The organism is Lentzea sokolovensis, assembly GCF_033949975.1.
Taxonomy (GTDB): Bacteria; Actinomycetota; Actinomycetes; order Mycobacteriales; family Pseudonocardiaceae; genus Lentzea; species Lentzea sokolovensis.
In genome coordinates, this window is the sequence record NZ_JAXAVU010000010.1 from 398,874 (window position 1) to 419,207 (window position 20,334).

General features: G+C 68.9%; 16 protein-coding genes and 1 riboswitch. Of the genes, 6 read left to right on the forward strand and 10 right to left on the reverse strand.

Features of this window, described 5'->3' with window-relative positions; genetic code table 11:
- Positions 1-46: 46 nt before the first annotated feature.
- Positions 47-523, forward strand: a complete 477-nt coding sequence (locus tag SK854_RS23850; protein ID WP_319977305.1) for a CGNR zinc finger domain-containing protein — start codon at positions 47-49, stop codon at positions 521-523.
- Positions 523-2,118: an MOSC domain-containing protein gene (locus SK854_RS23855; protein ID WP_319977306.1), complete on the forward strand. Its 1,596-nt coding sequence runs from the start codon at positions 523-525 to the stop codon at positions 2,116-2,118. Before SK854_RS23850 ends, SK854_RS23855 begins: the two co-directional genes overlap by 1 nt.
- Here the strand turns inward: SK854_RS23855 and dnaE are convergent.
- Positions 2,115-5,627, reverse strand: a complete 3,513-nt coding sequence (dnaE, locus tag SK854_RS23860; RefSeq protein WP_406601831.1) for a DNA polymerase III subunit alpha — start codon at positions 5,625-5,627, stop codon at positions 2,115-2,117. The genes SK854_RS23855 and dnaE overlap by 4 nt on opposite strands.
- A 304-nt stretch (positions 5,628-5,931) precedes the next feature.
- Between dnaE and SK854_RS23865 the strand changes: the two genes are divergently transcribed.
- The gene (locus SK854_RS23865) at positions 5,932-6,765 is read left to right on the forward strand and encodes an AsnC family protein (protein WP_319977308.1); all 834 of its coding nucleotides are present in this window, start codon (positions 5,932-5,934) and stop codon (positions 6,763-6,765) included.
- Here SK854_RS23865 and SK854_RS23870 read toward each other — a convergent pair.
- Entirely contained in the window at positions 6,762-7,523 is a 762-nt protein-coding gene (locus SK854_RS23870; protein ID WP_319977309.1) for an inositol monophosphatase family protein, read from the reverse strand. The genes SK854_RS23865 and SK854_RS23870 overlap by 4 nt on opposite strands.
- 23 nt (positions 7,524-7,546) lie before the next feature.
- Between SK854_RS23870 and SK854_RS23875 the strand changes: the two genes are divergently transcribed.
- Entirely contained in the window at positions 7,547-8,443 is an 897-nt protein-coding gene (locus SK854_RS23875) for a LysR family transcriptional regulator (RefSeq protein ID WP_319977310.1), read from the forward strand.
- Between the two features lie 101 nt (positions 8,444-8,544).
- Here SK854_RS23875 and SK854_RS23880 read toward each other — a convergent pair whose 3' ends face one another.
- From SK854_RS23880 to SK854_RS23900, 5 genes are all read right to left on the reverse strand, one after another.
- On the reverse strand, positions 8,545-9,135 hold the full coding sequence (locus SK854_RS23880) for an NAD(P)-dependent oxidoreductase (RefSeq protein WP_319977311.1): 591 nt from the start codon (positions 9,133-9,135) through the stop codon (positions 8,545-8,547).
- A 73-nt stretch (positions 9,136-9,208) separates the two neighbouring features.
- Positions 9,209-10,093 (reverse strand): RluA family pseudouridine synthase, encoded by an 885-nt coding sequence (locus tag SK854_RS23885; RefSeq protein ID WP_319977847.1) that lies wholly within the window; start codon positions 10,091-10,093, stop codon positions 9,209-9,211.
- A 101-nt stretch (positions 10,094-10,194) separates the two neighbouring features.
- Complete coding sequence (gene lspA / locus SK854_RS23890; protein ID WP_319977312.1) at positions 10,195-10,989, reverse strand: signal peptidase II; 795 nt, start codon at positions 10,987-10,989, stop codon at positions 10,195-10,197.
- 23 nt (positions 10,990-11,012) lie between these two features.
- Positions 11,013-12,344, reverse strand: a complete 1,332-nt coding sequence (locus SK854_RS23895; RefSeq protein ID WP_319977313.1) for an aminotransferase class V-fold PLP-dependent enzyme — start codon at positions 12,342-12,344, stop codon at positions 11,013-11,015.
- A 37-nt stretch (positions 12,345-12,381) separates the two neighbouring features.
- A riboswitch (SAM riboswitch) is annotated at positions 12,382-12,496 on the reverse strand.
- A 73-nt stretch (positions 12,497-12,569) separates the two neighbouring features.
- On the reverse strand, positions 12,570-14,048 hold the full coding sequence (locus SK854_RS23900) for a potassium/proton antiporter (RefSeq protein ID WP_319977314.1): 1,479 nt from the start codon (positions 14,046-14,048) through the stop codon (positions 12,570-12,572).
- 122 nt (positions 14,049-14,170) lie between these two features.
- Between SK854_RS23900 and SK854_RS23905 the strand changes: the two genes are divergently transcribed.
- Positions 14,171-15,106 (forward strand): M28 family metallopeptidase, encoded by a 936-nt coding sequence (locus SK854_RS23905; protein WP_319977315.1) that lies wholly within the window; start codon positions 14,171-14,173, stop codon positions 15,104-15,106.
- Here SK854_RS23905 and SK854_RS23910 read toward each other — a convergent pair whose 3' ends face one another.
- Positions 15,107-15,643: a TetR/AcrR family transcriptional regulator gene (locus tag SK854_RS23910; RefSeq protein WP_319977316.1), complete on the reverse strand. Its 537-nt coding sequence runs from the start codon at positions 15,641-15,643 to the stop codon at positions 15,107-15,109.
- 59 nt (positions 15,644-15,702) lie between these two features.
- Between SK854_RS23910 and SK854_RS23915 the strand changes: the two genes are divergently transcribed.
- The gene (locus SK854_RS23915; RefSeq protein WP_319977317.1) at positions 15,703-16,179 is read left to right on the forward strand and encodes an SRPBCC family protein; all 477 of its coding nucleotides are present in this window, start codon (positions 15,703-15,705) and stop codon (positions 16,177-16,179) included.
- Here the strand turns inward: SK854_RS23915 and SK854_RS23920 are convergent.
- A complete protein-coding gene (locus SK854_RS23920; RefSeq protein WP_319977318.1) occupies positions 16,146-16,958 on the reverse strand; it encodes a hypothetical protein in 813 nt (270 codons plus the stop codon). The two genes, SK854_RS23915 and SK854_RS23920, sit on opposite strands and share 34 nt — an antisense overlap.
- A gap of 228 nt (positions 16,959-17,186) precedes the next feature.
- Positions 17,187-20,291: an isoleucine--tRNA ligase gene (ileS, locus tag SK854_RS23925; RefSeq protein ID WP_319977319.1), complete on the reverse strand. Its 3,105-nt coding sequence runs from the start codon at positions 20,289-20,291 to the stop codon at positions 17,187-17,189.
- Between the last annotated feature and the right edge of the window lie 43 nt (positions 20,292-20,334).

Below are 20,334 nucleotides of genomic sequence, written 5' to 3' on the forward strand. Positions count from 1 at the left end.
GACAGAACGTCCTATAACCTGTCAAGGGTCAATTTGGAGGTTAGGGATGCTGCTCGACCTGCTGAACACGACACCCGTGCTGGACGACGGGCAGCACGACGTGCTCGCGGAGGAAGGCCTGAGCTGGCTGACAGCGCACGATCAGCCCGCCTCGGACGACGAGTTGCGCGCACTGATCGCGGCACGCGACGCGTTGCAGGCCGTCGTGCGCGGCGAGGAGGGATCGGCGGCGCTCGGCCCGTTCGTCGAGGGCGTCCGGCAACGGGCCGGGGTCGACGCGACCGGCGTGACGTGGGAGCTCGACCTGCCGGAAGGACGTACCGCCGCCGCACGGGCCGTGCTCGCCTGGGACGGGCTGCGGCTGTCGAGTCCTGGCAGGTTGCGGCCGTGCGCGAACCCCGAGTGCCGGCTGTTCCTGATCGACCACAGCAAGCCGAACAGCGCCCGATGGTGCTCGATGGCGGTCTGCGGCAACCGGATGAAGGCCCGCCGCCACTACCAGCGCACGCGAGGAGACCGCTGATGGCCCGCCTGCTGTCGCTCAACGTCGGACTGCCGAAGGACGTCTCCTGGCACGACCGGACCGTCCACACGGGAATCTTCAAGCAGCCGGTCTCCGGACCGCTGATGGTGCGCAGGCTCAACGTCGACGGGGACGGCCAGGGCGACCTCGGCGGGCACGGCGGCGAGAACCGCGCTGTCCTCGTGTACCAACGGGAGTCGTACGAGCACTGGCGGTCCGAGCTGGGCCGCACGTTCGAGTACGGCCAGTTCGGGGAGAACTTCACCGTCGAGGGCCTGGCCGATGCCGATGTGCACATCGGCGACCGGTTCCGCGTCGGCGAGGCCGAGTTCGAGGTCACCCAGCCGCGCGTCACCTGTTACCGCGTCGGCATGCGGCTGGACGAGCCGCGCATGCCGTCGTTGATGGTCGCGCACGGCCGCCCCGGCTTCTACCTGCGGGTCATCACCGAGGGCGAGGTCCAGGCAGGCGACGAGATCGTGCGCACCGCGGTCGGCCGGCACCAGATGAGCGTGGCCGCCATCGACGCGTTGCTCTACCTGCCGGACCGCGACGCCGAACAGCTCCGCAAGGCCGTCGACATCCCCGCGCTGAGCCCCGGCTGGCAAGGCTCGTTCCACGACCTGCTGACTCCCACGGAGCCTGAACCCGTTGGTTGGGAAGGGTTCCGGCCCTTGCGCGTCGAGGCGATCACGCAGGAGAGCCCGTCCATCAGGTCGTTCCGCCTCGCCGGTGACGGTCCGCGTCCCGAGCCGGGTCAGTACCTGACCGTGCGCACGCCCGCGGGAGTGCGGAGCTACTCGATCTCGTCGGACTCGTACCGGATCAGCGTCAAACGCGACGGCGTGGTCAGCACTTGGCTCCACGAGCACCTGAAGGTCGACGACACGCTCGATGTCGCCGCTCCCCGAGGCGACTTCACGCTGCGAGCCGGTGACGAACCGGTGATCCTGCTGTCCGCGGGAGTCGGCGTCACCCCGGTGCTGGCGATGCTGCACGCGCTGAAGGGCACCGGCCGCGAGGTCTTCTGGCTGCACACAACGCGTTCCGCCGACCACGCCTTCGCCGCCGAAGTGCGCGAGCTCAACCCGGCGCACGAGCTCGTCCACCACTCGGACAACGGCCGGCTCACCCGCGCGAGCCTGGCCGACCTGCCCACCAACGCGAGCGCGTATCTGTGCGGCCCCAACGCTTTCATGGCCGACATGCGTGAAGCGCTGATCGAACGCGGCCTCGATCCGGCCCGCATCCACACCGAACTGTTCGGTGCCCGCACGGCCATCAACCCGGGCCTGGTCGGCACCGACACCGTTGCGCCGCACCAGCCCGTTCCGGCGGGCACCGGCCCGAAGATCACGTTCGCCCGCAGCGGCCTGACGGTGGCGTGGCGTGACGACGCGTCCCTGCTCGACCTGGCCGAGGCCTGCGACGTCCCGACCCGCTGGTCGTGCCGCACCGGCGTCTGCCACACCTGCGTGACCCCGGTGCTGTCCGGCACGATCACCAACCGGCCGGACCCGCTGGAACCACCGGCTCCCGGCAGCGCGCTGATCTGCTGCGCACGGCCGGAAACCGACCTGGTTCTCGATCTCTAACGGTGGATCGTGATGCCGCGGATCGTCTTGAGGTCACCGAAGAGCGACGGCGTCGTGTTCACCCGGAAGTTGCCCACCACCATCATCTCCTTCGACTTGTCGCGCTTCTGCACCTCCAGGTGCACGGCGACCTGACCCTCGTGCGACTTGAAGACGCTCTTCAGTTCCTCGATCAGCTCCGGCGTCAGCGTCTTGGTGTGCAGCCCGAGGACGAGGGGCGGGTCCGCGCCGGGGTTCGCCTCCGCGTCGCTGATGTCGAGCGGGACGACACCGTCACCGAAGATCGCCATCTTGTCCTCGCGCCAGTTCACCCGGCCCTTCACGCACACGGCGGAGTCGAGCTCCAGGTCGTCGCGCAGCACCTCGTAGGACTTCGGGAAGAACAGCACCTCGATGGACGCGTCCAGGTCCTCGATCACCGTGATCGCCCACGGCAGGCCGTTCTTGTTCACCCGGCGCTCGATCGACGAGATCATGCCCGAGACGATCAGCTCGCCTTCCTTGGGCGGATCGTCGAGCACGACGGCGATCGGCCTGGGCGCGTACTTGCGCAGAATCCGCTCGGCGCCGTCGAGGGGGTGCGAGGACACGTACAGCCCCAGCATCTCCTTCTCGAGGCTCAGCATCTGCTTGCGCGGGTACTCCTCGGTGCCGAACTTGAGGTGTGCCAACGGAGAGCTGCTGTCGTCCTGGTCGTCGGCGCTGTCGCCACCGAACAGGTCGAACTGCCCCTCCGCCTCCTTGCGCTTGATCGGGACGACGGCGTCGACCGCGTCCTCGTGCACCTGGATCAGCGACAGGCGCGGGTGGCCGAACGCGTCGAACGCGCCTGCTTTGATCAGCGACTCGATCACACGTTTGTTGCAGGCGACGAGTTCGGACTTGTCCATGAAGTCCGTGAAGGACGTGTAGTTGCCCTTCTCCCGGCGGCTCTTGATGATCGACTCGACGACGTTCGCACCGACGTTGCGGATCGCGCCCAGGCCGAAGCGGATGTCCGTGCCGACCGCACCGAAGCGCAGCGCCGACTCGTTGACGTCCGGCGGGAGGACCTTGATGCCCAGGCGGCGGCACTCGGCGAGGTAGACCGCGGACTTGTCCTTGTTGTCACCGACCGACGTCAGCAGGGCGGCCATGTACTCGGCGCGGAAGTTCGCCTTGAGGTACGCCGTCCAGTACGAGATCAGGCCGTACGCGGCGGCGTGCGACTTGTTGAACGCGTAGCCGGCGAACGGGAGGATCGTGTCCCACAGGGCCTGAATGGCCTCGTCGGAGAAGCCGCGCGGGTCGTTGCGCATGCCCTCCCGGAAGCCCTCGAACTCCTTGGCCAGAACCTCGGCCTTCTTCTTGCCCATGGCCTTGCGGAGCACGTCCGCTCGACCCATCGAGTAGCCCGCGACCTCCTGGGCGATGAACATGATCTGCTCTTGGTAGACGATCAGACCGTGCGTCTCGCCGAGGATCACCTTGAGCGGTTCCTCGAGCTGCGGGTGGATCGGCTTGACTTCCTGACGGCCGTTCTTGCGGTCCGCGTAGTCGTTGTGCGCGTTCACACCCATCGGACCGGGGCGGTACAGCGCGCCGACCGCGACGATGTCCTCGAACGTCGTCGGCTGCATGCGGCGCAGCAGGTCGCGCATCGGCCCGCCGTCCAGCTGGAACACGCCGAGCGTGTCACCGCGGCCGAGCAGTGCGTAGGTCTCCGGGTCGTCGAGCGTGAGCTTGTCGAAGTCCGGGACCGCGTCCTTGCCGCGGTTGGCCTCGATGTTCTCGATCGCGTCGCCCATCACCGTGAGGTTGCGCAGCCCGAGGAAGTCCATCTTCAGCAGGCCGATGTTCTCGCACGACGGGTAGTCCCAGCCGGTGATGAACGAGCCGTCGTCGCGGTACCAGAGCGGGATGGACTCGGTGAGCGGGTCCTTCGACATGATCACCGCGCAGGCGTGCACACCGGCGTTGCGGATCAGGCCCTCGAGACCGAGCGCGGTGTCGAAGATCTCCTTCACCTGCGAGTCGGTCTCCAGCAGCGACCGGACCTCGGCGGCCTCGCCGTAGCGCGGGTGGCTCTTGTTGACGATCCCGTTGAGCGGGATGTCCTTCGCCATGATCGGCGGCGGCAGCGCCTTGGAGATCTTGTCGGCGATCGCGAAGCCCGGCTGACCGTGGTGCACGCGCGCCGAGTCCTTCAGCGCCGCCTTGGTCTTAATAGTGCCGAACGTGATCACCTGCGCGACCTTGTCGGCGCCGTACTTCTCGCTGGCGTAGCGGATCATCTCGCCACGCCGGCGGTCGTCGAAGTCGATGTCGATGTCGGGCATGGCGGTGCGCTCGGGGTTCAGGAACCGCTCGAACAGCAGGCCGTGCGGGATCGGGTCGATGTTCGTGATGCCCATCGCCCACGACACGGCGGCACCCGCGGCGGAACCACGGCCGGGACCGACGCGGATGCCCACGCTGCGGGCGTAGCTGATCAGGTCGGCGACGATCAGGAAGTACGCGGGGAAGCCCTTGTCGATGATGACCTGGGCCTCGAAGTCGCAGCGCTTGATGTACTCGTCGGGAACTTCCTTGCCGGCGAACCGCCACTCGAGGCCGCGCCGGATCTCCTTGCGGAACCAGGAGGCCTGGTCCTCGCCCTCGGGCACCTCGAAGTTCGGGATCCGGTCCTTGACGCTCCAGATGTCGTCGTAGGACTCGACCATCGACGCGACGAGCAGCGTGTTGTCGCACGCCTCCGGCAGGTCCTTCCAGATCTGCCGCATCTCCTCGGACGACTTCAGGTAGTAGCCGTCGCCGTCGAACTTGAACCGGTTCGGGTCGGTCAGCATCTTGCCGGACTGCACGCAGAGCAACGCGGAGTGCGTGTCCGCCTGGTCCTTGGTGACGTAGTGGCTGTCGTTCGTCGCGAGCGGCGGGATGGCGAGCTTCTTGCTGATCTCCAGCAGGCCGTCGCGGACCCGGCGCTCGATCTCCAGGCCGTGGTCCATCAGCTCCAGGAAGAAGTTCTCCTTGCCGAAGATCTCCTGGTAGTCGGCGGCGGCCTTGAACGCCTCGTCGACCTGTCCGAGCCGCAGGCGGGTCTGCACCTCGCCGGACGGGCAGCCGGTCGTGGCGATGATGCCGTCGGCGTGCTCCGCGACGAGCTCGCGGTCCATGCGGGGCTTGTAGTAGTAGCCCGTCTTGCTCGCCTCGGTGTGCAGGCGGAAGAGGTTGCGCAGGCCGTCCGCGTTGCGCGCCCACATCGTCATGTGCGTGTAGGCGCCCGCACCGGAGATGTCGTCGCTGCGCTGGCCGGGATCGCCCCAGGCGACCGGCTTCTTGTGCAGGCGGTTGTGCGGCGCGAGGTAGGCCTCGATGCCGATGATCGGCTTGATGCCGGTCTTCATCGCCGTTTGGTAGAACTCGTCGGACCCGTACATGTTGCCGTGGTCGCTCATACCGACAGCGGTCATTCCGAGCCGCTCGGCTTCCTCGAACAACGGGGCCACCTTGGCCGCGCCGTCGAGCATCGAGTACTCGGTGTGCACGTGCAGGTGCACAAACGAGTCCGCCACCGGCAACCCCCTTGTATGGCAAGCGTTTTAGCGCGAATGACGGGGAACGGGAAGGCCCCTGGCGCTCGTCGAGACTAGCCGACTTGCTTCGGCTCAAGAAGCCGACCCGCCCATCAGCCGGCGAAGTCCCGCGACGGCAAAAAGACCGCATTCTACGTCCTTCGAAGGCCAACGAAGGCGCACGACAGCGCACGTTGCCTTGATCTCGATCGGGTAGGCGGTGGCACGGTGATCCAGACCGCCAGGTAGCGTTCTTTTCGTGGTGCCCCCCGATCCCGTAGACGCCCGCCTGCTCGCCGTTCTCGCCGAGTCAGGTCGCGCCGCCGTGCACGAGATCGCCCAGCGCCTGGGGATGGACCCGCGCGAGGCCGCCATGCGTTTGATCACCCTCTCCGGCAGCGGTCTTCCGCTGCTCGTGGGCGTGGAGTGCGACCCGAACGGGGTGCGCCGGGCGCTGGCCAACGCCGCCGCCTACGGCAGCTACGTGGGCGGTCCGCCGTCCGGCCCGTACGCGGTGAACCAGAGCGGCCCCCACCCGGTCCAGCAGCAGCCCTACCCTCCTCAGGGTCCGGTCAGCCAGCCGTTCCCGGCCCAGCCGCAGGCCACCTGGGGCCCGCCCCAGTCAGCCGGCTGGGTGCGCGCGGACCAGCCGCAGCCCAAGCCCGTCGTCTCGCGGACCGGCAAGATCGGCACGGCCCTGGAGGCGGACAGCCTCGAAGGCGCCCGCCTGTCGATCCAGTTGATCGAGGTCGTCGACCCGGCGGACTTCCTGTTCACCGCCGCCGGCTACAAGCTCGCCGAGGGCGAACGAGCCGTCGTCGTGCACACCGAGGTGACGAACACCTCCCAGGTCCCGTACACCTCGTTGCCCGACATGTACCTCGTCCTGGTCACCAAGACCGGCGAGACCGTGACGAAGGCGCCCGTCTCGCTGTCCTCCCGGCCCGCGCACAAGCTCGGCGTGGCGCCGGGCGAGACCGCGGGCGGCCACAGCGTGTTCGTGCTGCCGGATGCGACCGAGGTGATCCAGGTCCGCTGGAGCGTGCGCCCCGAGGTGGACCTGAACACCCTGGTCTGGACCGTCGAGGACTAAAGCAGCTCCAGTGCTGCTGCGTGCACTCCCGGTGCGGCGGCCAGGTACTCACGGGTCGTCAGCTCCCACGGCTTGCCGTCGAGATCCGTGACGACACCTCCCGCCTCCTGCACGAGCAGCACACCGGACGCGTGTGCGCGCACGTTCTCGTACTGCCAGTGCACATCCATCCGTCCCGCCGCGACCTGGGCGAGCTGGTGGGTCACCGGTACGGAGATCCGGACGTAGAGGGCTTCCTTCGCCATCGCGCTGTAGGCGGCGCCGACCCGGTCCGCCATCTCCGGGCCCTGGCCGGGCTGGGCCTGACCGGTGCCGGCCAGCGCGCCGTCCAGTGAGGTCTTGTCCGAGACCTTGAGCCGGACGCCGTTCAGGAACGCGCCGCCGCCCTCGGTGGCCGTGAACATCTCGTCGAACAGCGGGAAGTAGACGACCGCGAGCACCGGTCGGCCGTCGCGGACCAGGCTCACGCCGATGTTCCAGTCCGTCATGCCGTGGACCGCGTTCATGTTGCCGCCGACCGGGTCGACCAGCCACCACTCGCCTGCTTCGAGCGGGCCGGAGCCGTGTTCGTCGTCGAGCCAGCGCGCCTCCGGGCGGATCTCGGCCAGCTCCGGCCTGAGCAGGTCGACGACCGCGGCGTCGTTGGCCCGGACGGCCTCGACGATCTCGGTGAGGCTGGAGGCGCGGGACTCCGTCGAGTAGCGCTTCAGCATGCGCGCTCCGGCACGGCGGACGACGGCGGTGGTGGCGGTGAGCATTGCTTCCTCCAAGATTGACTGTCATGCAGGCGGATCTGAATCTGTTGACCGTGCTGGACGCCCTGCTCGACGAGGGCAGCGTGATGGGGGCGGCGCAACGGCTGCACCTGTCGTCACCCGCGGTCAGCCGCACGCTCGGGCGGATCAGGAAGGTGACCGGCGACGACATCCTCGTGCGGACCGGCCACACGATGACGCCCACGCCGTACGCGCTGGGAATCGCCGACGAGGTGCGCCGGCTGGTGCGCGAGGCCAACGCCGTGCTGGCGCCGAGCCGTGAGCTGGACCTGGCCGAACTGGAGCGCACGTTCACCATCCAGTGCCACGACGCCCTCGCCTCGTCGGTGGTGCCGGCGTTGATCGCGCGGATCGCGGAGCAGGCACCCGGCGTGCGGTTGCGGGTGCTCGCCGAACAGTCCGCCGACACCGACGACCTGCGGCACGGCCGGGTCGACCTCGAACTCGGCGGTGGCACGCCCGGCCTCCCCGAGTTCCGCTCGGAGACGCTCGGCACCGATCCGCTCGCCGTGGTCATGCGGTCCGGCCATCCCTGCACCGAACTGGATCTGCGCGCGTACGCGGCCTATCCGCACGTGGTGGTCTCCCGGCGCGGCCGGCTGACCGCTCCGATCGACGAGCTGCTGGCCGCGGAAGGCTTGCAGCGCAAGGTGATCGCGACCGTGGCCACCGTTCACTCCGCCCTGCAGATCGCGGCGGCGAGCGACGCGCTGATCACCACTACGGCGATCCTCTGCCGGCCGCTGATCGAGGCGTTCGGGCTGGTCACCCGTCCGCTGCCGGCCGAGTCACCGGAGGCGTCGATCAACTGCAACTGGCACCAGCGCTACGACTCCGACCTCGCCCACGCATGGCTGCGCGACCTGGTGCGCACGACCCTCACCGAAGTTCTAGTGGCGTGACCCAGAAAGTTGGCTGGGTAATTCACGCTCAGCAGGGCACCTCACGGCGCGATGCACCCGTCTGACCGCGAATTCGCCCGGCAACTTTCTGGGCCACACCACTAGGCCGGTAGCGGCAACGCGACCGCGCCGGGAAAGCGCGGGTTCTCGGCCTCGTCGAGCATCGCGGCGGCGACGGTCTCACGGCTGACCTTCGCGCTGAGGTCGAACGGGGGCGCGTCGTCCAGGCCGACCGTGCGGCCGGGGTTCCCGGGCTCGTCGCTGAGCACGCCGGCGTGGAAGACCGTGCCACCGGCGGCGAGCACGGTGTTGTCGGCCGCGATCTTGTCCGGGATCCGGTCGCCCATCACCTTCCACAGCACCGCGGCGCCCTCGCCCGCCGCGTCGGCGGACGCGCCAGTGCCGTACGCGCCGAGCCAGATGATCCGGCGCGGTCCGGCGGCGACCACGGCCTTGGCGCCGTCGAGCAGGACGCCCGCCCGGTCCGTGCCGAGGCCGGACAGGACGACGGAATCGGCGTCGATGCTCAACGGCGTGCTCACGTCGCCGGCGACCTTGCGCAGGTTCGGGTGGTCGAGGGTGATCCGGCTCGGGTCGCGGGCGATCGCGGTGACGACGTGGCCGCGCTCCAACGCCTGGCGGGTGAGAGCGAAACCGGTACGGCCCGAGGCCGCGAGGATGGTCAGGTGCATGCCAAGAACGCTATTGAGCACGCCGATTAACATCAAGTGCAATGTCATCAACCGGTGATTTACCCAAACGCAATTAGCCTTCTTCGCGCAGCTTTTCCAACGCCGCGGACAGGTCGTCCGGGTACTCGGACGTGAACGAGACCCACTGGCCGTCTGCCGGGTGGTGGAAGCCGAGCTGGCGCGCGTGCAGCCACTGCCTCGTGACGCCGAGCCGCTTGGACAGCGTCGGGTCGGCGCCGTAGGTCAAGTCGCCGACGCACGGGTGGTGCAGCGCCGAGAAGTGCACACGAATCTGGTGCGTGCGCCCGGTTTCCAGGTGCACCTCGACGAGAGAAGCGGCGCGGAACGCCTCCATCACCTCGTAATGCGTGATGGACGGCTTGCCGTCCTGCATCACGGCGAACTTGTAGTCGTGCTTGGGGTGACGGTCGATCGGCGCGTCGATGGTGCCCTTGATCGGGTCCGGGTGGCCCTGCACGATCGCGTGGTAGACCTTGTCGACGGTCCGCTCTTTGAAGGCGTGCTTCAGAGCGGAGTACGCGGACTCGGACTTCGCGACCACCATCACGCCGGTCGTGCCGACGTCGAGCCGGTGCACGACGCCCTGGCGCTCGGCGGCGCCGGACGTGGCGACGCGGTGGCCGGAGGCGAGCAACCCACCGACGACGGTCGGCCCGGTCCAGCCCGGCGACGGGTGCACGGCGACACCGACGGGCTTGTCGATGACGATGATGTCGTCGTCCTCGTGGATGATGACCATGCCCTCGACGGGGACCGCCTGAACGGTGACCGGCTGCGGCGGCGCGGGCAGCGTGATCTCCAGCGTCGACCCGGCCATGAGCCGGTCGGACTTGCCGACCACCCGGCCGTCGACCAGCACCTCGTCGGAGTCGACGATGGCCGCGACGACGGTGCGGGACAGGCCGAGCAACTTCGCGAGGCCGGCGTCGACGCGCATGCCGTCCAGACCGTCGGGAATCGGCAGCGTTCGGTATCCGCTCACGCGGGGTGCCTCGACCTTCTTCTCCTTGCAGAACCTGCTAAATCTACCAGGAGCAGCTACTTCGGCTCCGCCGCACCGTCGGACTCCACCGTGGGCGTGGGCTCCACGACGAGCGCGGGCTCGTCCTTGTGGACGGTCCCGTCGTAGTCGTGCCGCAGCAGCGCCAGCACGATGACCGTGGCGCCACCGCCGACGATCGCCATGTCCGCGACGTTGAACACCGGCCACACCTGGCCGTACGGGTCGAACAGCGACAGGAAGTCCACGACGTGGCCGCGCATCGGGCCCGGCTCGCGGAACAGGCGGTCGGCGAGGTTGCCGACGGCGCCGCCCAGCACCAGGCCGAGGCCGACGGCCCAGCCCTGCGAGCGGAGGTTGCGCGAGATCCAGAGGATGAACCCGGCGACGCCCAGCGCGATCAGCGCGAGGATCCACGTCTGCCCCTCGGCCAGGCCGAACGCGGCTCCGGGGTTGCGGACGAACGTCAGGTAGAGCACGCCGCCGAAGAGCTTGATCGGGTCGGCGCCCTCGAGGAACGCCACGGACACGACCTTGGTGAGCACGTCCAGGGCCAGCACACCGACCGCCAGGAGCGCGAGGATCTTCGTCCGCGGCTCCGGCAACGAGCCGGAGATCGAACCGGAGATCGAGAACTCGTCGTCGTCCTCCTCCGCCTTCGCGGGGGACTCCTCCGGTTTCTCCTCGGCCTTCCCCGCGGCCGGCTCCTCGACGACGATCGCGGGCGTCGCGACCGTCTCCGGATCGCTGACCTGCGCTTCCTCCGGCTTGTCAGCGACCTTCCCGGCAGCCTTCTCGGCAGCTTTCTCCGCGGCCTTGGCCTCGTCACTCACCAGGTCATTGTCCACTACAGGGACTACGCGAGGAACGGCGGCAGGGTTCGGTTGTCGTCCTGCGGAACCCAGCGGCCGTCGCGCTGCGCGTAGGTCCACTTCGGACCCTCGGTGACGAGAGTGCGCAGCGCCGCGACCAAACGGTCCACGTGCTCGGGCGTCGTACCGAGGCCGATCGACGCGCGCACGGCGCGTTCCTCGTGCGCTCCGGCCTGCTTGACCAGCCGACCCACGATCACGTGCGCGCAGAACGCTCCGTCACGCACGCCGATGCCGTACTCGGCGGACAGCGCCGCCGCGAGGAAGCCCGCGTCGAAGCCGGAGATCGTGAAGCTCACGACGCCCACCTTGTCGGCGTCGGTCAGGATCGCGAGCTCGCGGAGGCCGGGGATCGTGCGCAGGCCGTTCTGCAGGCGCGTCAGCAGTTCCTGCTCGTGCGCGACGGTCTGCTCCCAGTGCCGCGACAGGATCTCGCAGGCCGCGGCCAGCGCGTGCACGCCGACGACGTTCGGGCTGCCGGCCTCGTGCCGCTCGGGCACGGCGGACCAGGCCACCCCGAGACGGTCGCCGTGGTCGGTCACCTTCGAGGTCGCACCGCCGCCGACCAGGTACGGCTGGGCCTGCTGCAGCCAGTCCGCGCGGCCGACCAACACGCCCGCGCCGAACGGCGCGTAGATCTTGTGGCCCGAGAACGCGATGTAGTCGACGCCCAGCTCACGGGCGTTGATCGGACGGTGCGGGGCGAGCTGGGCCGCGTCGAGCGCGATCCGCGCGCCGTGCCGGCGGGCGACCTTCGCGAGCGCGGCGACCGGCCACAGCTCCCCCGTGACGTTGGACGCCCCGGTGACGATCACGAGCCGAGGGCCGACCGGGGCGGCGGCCAACGCCCGGTCCAGCGCGACCACTGCGGCGCCAGACGAAGACGGTGCGGGAACACGCTGAACGTTGGGGCCCCTCCACGGCAGCAGGGCCGCGTGGTGCTCGCTGTCGAACAGGACGACGGCGGTGTTCTTGGGAACGCTGCGCGCCAACAGGTTCAGCGAATCGGTGGTGTTGCGGGTGAAGACGACGGTGTCGGAGGAGTGCGCCCCGACGAAACGGCGGATGCGGTCGCGGGCCTGCTCGTAGACGCGGGTCGAGACCTGCGAGGCGAACCCGGCGCCGCGGTGCACGCTGGCGTACCAGGGCAGCAGCTCGTCGACGGCGTCGCGCACCTCCTGCAGACAGGGCGCCGAGGCGGCGTGGTCGAGGTTGGCGTAGGTGACGCGCTCTCCGGTGACGAGCGGAACCCGCAGGTCAGCGCCGACGACAGCCGGAACGGCGGTGGTGGTTCCAGGGGTGATCGCGAGCGTCATCGAGCTGCCTCCGAGGCCAGGGGCCCCGTCCAGCGAAGGCCCGCGCTTGACCGGCGCCCCACGCGCCGGACCAGGTCCTCACCAAGGGCACCCCACCGCGGTTGGAGGGTTGCCGGCCAGCAAGCTTGGGCTTGACGCTGGCTCTCATGACCTGCCGACGACGTTAGCGGAGGCTGCCGCGCCCGTCGACACCTGATTCAGATGCTGAGAAGCATCGGTGACCGACTAATCGCCGGACTCGCCCTTCCACCGTGCGTAGCGACCGGCGCGGTCGACGGCACGTACGCGCCGCTCAGCGGCATCGCGCGCTTCCTCGGTGGTGACGATGAGCAACTGATCGTCCGTCTGCAGCCGGGTCGTCGGTTGTGGCGTGAAACTCTTTCCCGAGCGCACCACGAGGCTCACCGTGGCGCCGATCGGCAGCCGCAGTTCGGTCATGTAGACGCCGTGCAGCTTCGACCCGCGCTGGATGTGCACCTGCAGCAGTTCGGCGCCCAGCTCGTCGAGCGGCGAGGAGTCGACCTGGACCTCCTGCGCCTCCCCCGCCTTCACCAGCCCGAGGCGCCGGGCGAGGAACGGCAGTGTCGTGCCCTGCACCACCGTCAGCACGATGACCAGCACGAACACCACGTCGACCAGTTCGCGCGCGCCCTCGACCCCCTGGATCAGCGGGATCAGCGCGAACACGATCGGCACCGCGCCGCGCAGCCCCGACCAGGACAGGAAGACCTGTTCCCGCCACGGCACCTTGAACGGCAGCGAGGCGAGGAACACCGACAGCGGCCGGCCCACGAACGTCAGCACCACGCCCGCGACCAGGGCGGGGAACAGCACGTCGAGCAGCCTCGACGGCGAGGCGTAGAGGCCGAGCAGCACGAAGAGCCCGATCTGGGCGAGCCAGCCGAGACCTTCGGCGAACGAGAGGGTGTCGGCGCGGTGCGGCAGGCGGGCGTTGCCCAGGACCAGCGCGGCGACGTAGGTGGCGAGGAATCCGGAGGCGTGCGCGAGGTCGCCGGCCGTGTAGGCCATCACGCACACCGCCACCGTGGCGAGCGGGTACAGACCGGTGGAGGGCAGTGCCGCGCGTCTGAGCCCGGCTCCGCCGAGATAGCCGAGAGCGACGCCGATGAGCGCGCCCACGCCCAGTTCGTAGATCACCAGCAGCGGCGCGGTCCACGAGATCGCGTCCGACGAGGCCAGCAGCACGACGGCGATGTAGACCGGCGCGTCGTTGAGGCCCGATTCCAGTTCGAGCGCGCCCGTGAGCCGCGGCCCGACACCTAACGAGCGCAGGACGCTGAACACGGCGGCCGCGTCGGTGGACGACAGCACCGCGCCCCACAGCAACGCCATCCGCCAGTCGAGGCCCAGCAGGAAGTGCAACGCCGTCCCGGTCACCGCCACGCTCACCACAACGGCCACTGTGGACAGTGCGACGCCCAGCCACAGCGAGGACTTCACCGCGTTCCAGCGGGTCGTGATGCCGCCCTCGGTCAGGATCAGCACGAGTGCCGCGATGCCGAGGGACTGCGTCAGGTCGGCGTCGTCGAACTTGATGCCGAACGCGGCCTCGCCCAGCAGCACGCCGATGCCGAGGTACAGCAGGAGTGAGGGCAGCCCGAGCCGAGTCGACACCCGCACCGCGATCACGGAGATCAGCAGTACGGCCGCGCCGACGCCCAGAACGACCGTGACGTCACCCACCTGGACCATTCTGGTTGATCACCATCGATTCCGACGAATCCGACGATCGCATCTAGCGGGCTCATGCGCGGTGGAGCATGTTGATCTGTGGCTCAATCCCTAACCCTGCACGGAGTTGAACCATGAGGATCCTGATCGCGCTGGCGGCCGCCTTGATGGTGACCGGAGCAACCACAGCGCAAGCGGCCGCCCCCGCGGCTCTGGCAGCACCGAACATCAGCGTCGCGAACGTCCAAGCACACCTGAACCAGTTCCAGTCGATCGCGAGCGCCAACGGCGGCAACCGCGCTCACGGACGACCGGGGTACCTGGCCTCGATCAACTGGGTCAAGAGCAAGCTCGACGCGGCCGGCTTCACGACGCGCGTGCAGTCGTTCACCTACGGCGGCGCCACCGGCTACAACCTGATCGCGGACTACCCCGGCGGCGACGCGAACAACGTCGTCATGCTGGGCGGTCACCTCGACAGCGTCACGGCGGGCCCCGGCATCAACGACAACGGCACGGGTTCCGCGTCGATCCTGGAGGTCGCCCTCCAGATGAAGGCGACCAACTTCCAGCCGACCAAGCACGTGCGGTTCGGCTGGTGGGGCGCGGAGGAGCTCGGGCTGCGCGGCTCGACGGCCTACGTGAACTCCCTGTCCACCACCGAGAAGTCGAGGATCAAGGCGTACCTGAACTTCGACATGACCGGCTCGCCGAACCCCGGCTACTTCGTCTACAACGGCGCCGACGGCCAGCCCACCGGTTCGGTGGCGCTGCAGCAGCGACTGCAGGCGGGCTTCACCTCGATCGGCGTCCAGACCGAACTCACCAACGTCGGCGGCCGCTCCGACCACGCGGCGTTCGCGCGGGCGAACATCCCGACCGGCGGCACCTTCACCGGCGCCGAGCAGACCAAGACCTCGGCACAGGCGGCGAAGTGGGGTGGCACGGCCGGTCAGGCCTTCGACCGTTGCTACCACCGCTCCTGCGACACCACGTCGAACATCAACGCGACGGCTCTCGACCGCAACGCGGACGTGATCGCCTACGCGTTGTGGAACACCGCGGCCTGATCATTTCGCGGTGAGCACCTGCACGGCCTCGTCGAGCACCGGTTCGACGAGGCCGGGCAGGGTCGCCCACATCTGCGCCTGACCGAGGTAGAGGCTGAACGCGATGAGCGCGCGCTTCTTCGCGTGATCGTGGTCGAACCCGAGCTGCTCGAACAGCTCGGTCAGGTAGTTCAGGCGTTTCTCCGTGACGCGCCGCAGGACCGGCGCGATCACCTCGTTCTCGGCGCCCGCCTGCAACGCCATCTCCACCGAACCCTTGCGGCCGCGGTCGAGCACCGTGCCGAACAACGTCCTGAGCTTGTCCCGCGGTGACTTCTCCGCCTCGACCAGCTCGATGACCTTCTCGGTGTGCTCCCGCTCCCACCGCTCGACCGTCGCCTTCAGCAACGCCTCGCGGTTCGGGAAGTGGTGGTAGACGCTGCCTTTCGTGGCCCCCGCCTGCGCGGCCAGCGGTTCGATCGCGACGGCTTGGAGCCCGCCGTCGGCCAACGCTCTCAGCGCTATCTCAGTCCAGTCATCGCGATTCCGCCGCACCACGCTTCCATACGCTACCGTACGTTTCAGGAACATACGGCAGCGTATGGAAAGGGATCCTCATGATCAGGAACGTCCACACCCGCGACCTCGGCGTGCCCGCGGGCCCGTTCGTCGACCGCGTCCAGGAGCTCTGGCCGCCCGCGTGGGGCAAGCAGGAGTTCGACCGCCCGCTGGGTGTCGGGGCGGACGGCGGCCACGGCCCGATCCGCTACCGCTGCACGGAGTTCAAGCCAGGTGAGTCGATCACCTTCGAGTTCACCGAGGTCTCGGGCACGCACACGCTCTCGGCGTCGGGCACCGTCATCCGGCACGAGCTGATCGGCGACTTCGACCTGGCCGCACGACTGCGCTGGGCGCTGGTGGTCCGCTGGCTGCACGACGCGTGCCTGGAGGACCTGTTCGACAACTTCGAGCGCGCGGCGGGACGCGAGCCCGCCGCACCGGCCAGGTGGTCGCCCTGGGTCCGGCTGGTGCGGCGGGTGATCGGCGCGGTGATGAGGCGTCAGCGGCAGAACAGCTTGGCGGGCCCCTCGTAGTACTGCCCGCCGTACAGGTCGCCGTTCTCGGCGAGCACGCTCGGGAAGGCCATGGTGAAGGGGTAGGACCAGCGGTCGACACGGCCGTCGGCGCGTCGCACGGCCCCGCTCCAGGACAGCAACTCGTCACCGGCGTCGTTGACGTCGAACACGGGGCCGAGTTCCATGGTGCGGACGACCTCGCCCCGCAGGTTCCACTCGACCGACGTGGTCGCCCACTCCCCGCCCCTCTCCGCCGACCACCCGTAGACGCGGCCGTCCCGGATCAACGTCGGAGAGACCTCGTGGTGCCCCGCCAACGGCTGGAGTTCAACGCGCTCGCCCTCCGAGCCCCAGACGTAGCCCTGCCGGACCCCGTCCGCACTCGTGGCGGCGACGACGTTCCCGGCGTCGTCCATCCCCGAGACCTGCCAGAACCGCCCGTCGTCGGTGCCTTCGAGCGGCATCGGAGAGGCAGACCCGGCCGGCCAGACCACCAACGCCCCGCCGGAAGCGCCGGCGACGTCGCCGTCCGCGTTGATCGAGCGCACCGTCGACGGCTCACCGGGCAACTCGCCGAGCTTCTCCTCACCACGCCACACACCGTCCTCACCAGCGCTGATCAGCACACCGTGCCGGTTGATGTCCGGGGTGGACCTGGACACGGGGAACTCGACCGTCCTGGCGACCTCCCGGTGCCAGATCACGACCGACGTGCCCCCGCCGGAAGCCAGCCAGTCGCCCTCACCGGCGAGCGGGCCCACCGAGTGCTGACCGGCCGGAATCGGCAAACGCTTCATCCACCAATCGCACCCCGTGTCCGCCCGCGCGGTGGCGGGTGCGACCAACGCACTCGTCACCAACACCGCGGCGCCTGCCGTCAGGCGCCATCCCCCAGCAACCACGTGCCACCCCTCCCGAAGAGATCGACCGTTCAGCTGGAGGTGTCCTCCTCGACACGAGATGTTGCATCCAAAAAGGCGGCGTGCGGTGGGCGAACCCACCACACGCCGCCATGTGGCCCGTACCTACGCCTTCGCGACCGCGACCTTCACCTTGGCGCCGTCGCCGACCGTGCCCTCAGAAGAGCCCTCGCCGAACACCACCGAGGTCGTCAGCGTCTCCGACCGCACGAACTCCAGGTGCGGCTCCACGGCGGAACGCACCGCGTCCGGAAGCTCCAGCGTCAGCGTGATCCGGTCGGACACGTCGAGCTGAGCGTCCTTGCGCGCCTGCTGCACGACGCGAACCAGGTCACGCGCGACGCCCTCGGCCTCCAGTTCCGGCGACAGCACCGTGTCGAGCACGACGACACCGGCACCGCCCGGCAGAGCGGCCGTGGCGGCGGGATCCGTTGCCACCAGGCGCTGTTCGTACTCGCCCTCGAACAGCTCGACACCGGCGGCGACGATCTTTCCGTCCGCTTCGGACCAGTCGCCGGCCTTGACGGCCTTGATGACCTTCTGCACGTTCGGCCCGAGCCGCGGACCGGCGGCCCGCGCGTTGACGACCAGCTGGAACTGCCCGTAGGCGTCGACGTCCGTGGACAGCGACACCTCCTTGACGTTGACCTCGTCGCGCACGATCTCGGCGAAGTCCTCCAGCGAGCCCGCCACCGGCGACGCGACCGTCAGGCGCGCCAGCGGAAGCCGCACGCGCAGCTTGTTCGCCTTGCGCAGCGACAACGCCGTCGAGCAGACGTCCCGCACCTCGTCCATCGCCGCCACCAGCGCGTCGTCCGCCGGCACGTCCTCGACCGACGGGAAGTCCGTCAGGTGTACCGAACGGCCACCGGTCAGCCCGCGCCACACGACCTCGGTCGTGTAAGGCAGCAACGGCGCCGTCACGCGCGTCACGATCTCCAGCACGGTGTGCAGGGTGTCGATCGCGTCCTGGTCACCGTCCCAGAACCGCTGCCGCGACCGCCGCACGTACCAGTTCGTCAGCACCTCCAGGTACTCGCGCACCAGCTGGCACGCACCGGAGATGTCGTAGACGTCCATCGCCGCCTGGACGTCGCGCACCAGGTCGTGCGTCTTCGCCAACGCGTACCGGTCGAGCACGTTCTTCGAGTCGACGCGCCACGTGCCCTCCTTCCCGGAAGCGTTGGAGTACAACGCGAGGAAGTACCAGGAGTTCCACAACGGCAGCACCGCCTGGCGCACCGCGTCCCTGATGCCGCGCTCGGTCACCACGAGGTCGCCACCGCGCAGGATCGGCGACGCCATGAGGAACCAGCGCATGGCGTCGGAGCCGTCGCGGTCGAAGACCTCGTTGACGCTCGGGTAGTTCTTCAGCGACTTGGACATCTTCTGGCCGTCGTCACCGAGCACGATGCCGTGCGCCACGCAGTCGCGGAACGCGGGCCGGTCGAACAACGCCGTCGCGAGCACGTGCAGCGTGTAGAACCAGCCGCGCGTCTGCCCGTTGTACTCGACGATGAAGTCGCCGGGGTAGTGGTTCTCGAACCACGCCGCGTTCTCGAACGGGTAGTGCACCTGCGCGAACGACATCGAGCCCGACTCGAACCAGCAGTCGAGCACGTCCGGGATGCGCCGCATGACGGACTGACCGCTCGGGTCGTCCGGGTTCGGCCGCGTGAGCTCGTCGATGAACGGCCGGTGCAGGTTGTCCGGACGCACGCCGAAGTCGCGCTCCAGCTCGTCCAGCGACCCGTACACGTCCGTGCGCGGGAACTCGGGGTTGTCCGAGGTCCACACGGGCAGCGGCGAGCCCCAGTACCGGTTGCGCGAGATGTTCCAGTCGCGCGCGTTCTCGAGCCACTTGCCGAACTGGCCGTCCTTGATGTGGCCCGGCACCCAGTTGATCTGCTGGTTGAGCTCGACCATCCGGTCCTTGAACTGCGTGACCGCGACGAACCACGCCGACAGCGCGCGCTGGATCAGCGGGTTCGCACACCGCCAGCAGTGCGGGTACGGGTGGTCGTAGGTCTCGTGGCGCAGCAGCAGGCCCGCGTCCTTGAGGTCGCGGATGATCAGCTTGTTCGCCTCGAAGACGTGCACGCCCTGGTACGGCGCCACCTCCGCGGTGAACTTGCCGTCCGGCCCGACCGGCACGACGACCTCGATGCCCGCCGCGTCCGTCACGACCTTGTCGTCCTCACCGAACGCCGGTGCGATGTGGACGATGCCCGTGCCGTCGTCGGTGGTCACGTAGTCGGCCGTCAGGACCTGGTGCGCGTTCTCGCGGCCCACGAAGAAGTCGAACGGCGGCAGGTACTTCTTGCCGACCAGGTCCGACCCCTTGTAGCGGGCGACGACCTCGGGCTCCTCGCCGAGCTCACGCGCGTAGGCCGCGACACGGGCCTCGGCCAGCAGGTACTTGTCGCCGTCGGAACCGACCACGGTCACGTAGTCGACGTCCGGGTGCACGGCGGCGGCCAGGTTGCTCGGCAGCGTCCACGGCGTGGTCGTCCAGACCAGGGCCTTCTCGCCGGACTCGAGGCGCAGCGCGACCGTGACGGCGGGGTCCTGCCGGTCCCGGTAGGCGTCGTCCATCTTGGTCTCGGTGTTGGACAACGGCGTCTGGCAACGCCAGCAGTACCAGAGCACCCGGAAGCCCTCGTAGATCAAGCCCTTGTCCCACAAGGCCTTGAACGCCCACATGACGCTTTCCATGTAGTCGAGGTCGAGCGTCTTGTAGTCGTTGTCGAAGTCGACCCAGCGAGCCTGCCGCGTCACGTACTCGCGCCACTGGTCCGTGTACTGCAGCACGGACGTGCGGCACGCCTCGTTGAACTTCTCGATGCCGAGCTCGTCGATCTCGTGCTTCTGCGTGATGCCCAGCTGCTTCTCGGCCTCGTACTCGGCCGGCATGCCGTGCGTGTCCCAGCCGAACCGGCGCTCGACGTGCTTGCCGCGCATCGTCTGGTAGCGCGGCACGACGTCCTTGACGTAGCCGGTCAGCAGGTGCCCGTAGTGCGGCAGGCCGTTGGCGAACGGCGGGCCGTCGTAGAAGACGAACTCGTTCTCGCCGCTCTCGCCCACCGGGTTGCGGTCGATGCTCGCCTGGAAGGTCTCGTCGTCCTTCCAGTACCCGAGCACGTCCTGCTCGAGGTTCGGAAAGGACGGCTGCGCCGGGACCTCGTTCGCTCCGGCCCTGGGGTAGGCCATCTTCACTGCTCCTCGCGGTCAGATGCGACACGCGAGGACGACA